This window comes from Methylobacterium sp. E-065, assembly GCF_022829605.1.
GTDB lineage: Bacteria > Pseudomonadota > Alphaproteobacteria > Rhizobiales > Beijerinckiaceae > Methylobacterium.
Genome location: NZ_JAKSYD010000180.1, coordinates 1 through 599, shown reverse-complemented (window position 1 = coordinate 599; position 599 = coordinate 1). Strand labels below are relative to the sequence as shown.

The 599-nt window shown below is 69.9% G+C and carries 1 protein-coding gene; it reads right to left on the bottom strand.

The annotated features are described in order from the left end of the window. The coding region (locus tag MKK84_RS22440; protein WP_243923839.1) for an ABC transporter substrate-binding protein at positions 1–599 on the bottom strand (599 nt) is incomplete at both ends.

The window sequence follows — 599 nt, the reverse complement described above, 5'->3', positions numbered from 1 at the left end:
GCGACTTTCGCGTCGGGGGCGTGACGCGGCAGGAGTCCCCGCTGACGGCGCGACAACACGTCGACCCGGCCCTGGCCGCCTGTCTCCAGGCGCTTCCGCACCCGGTCCTCGATTGGCATGTCCCAGTCGTAGTCGTACTCGCCGGTCTGGAGCACCGCGCGGGCGGCCGAGACCGCGTCGCCGCCGACCTTAATCTCGATCGTGGCGAAATACGGCCGGGTCGGCAGGTGGTAATCCGGAGTGCGCTCGCCGCGGACGATGTCGCCGGGCCGGAACTCCACGAACCGGTACGGGCCGGTGCCCACCGGGGCGAGGTTCTGCGGCGCGTCGCGGGATTTGGCGCCGCTATAGGGGCCGAACAGGTGCTGCGGCAGCACCATCCCGACGATGCCCACGAAGGCGTCGCACCAGTAGGGCGTCGGCTTGTCGAACACGACCCGGACGCTGAGGTCGTCGACCTTCTCGACCTTGCAATCCTTGTAGGACCCGGCCGTCACCGCCGCGGTGGCGGGATCGCGGGCATACGCCCAGGTGAACACGAGGTCGTCGGCGGTGAGCGGCTTGCCGTCGTGCCACTTCACCCCGGGCTTGAGCGTCCA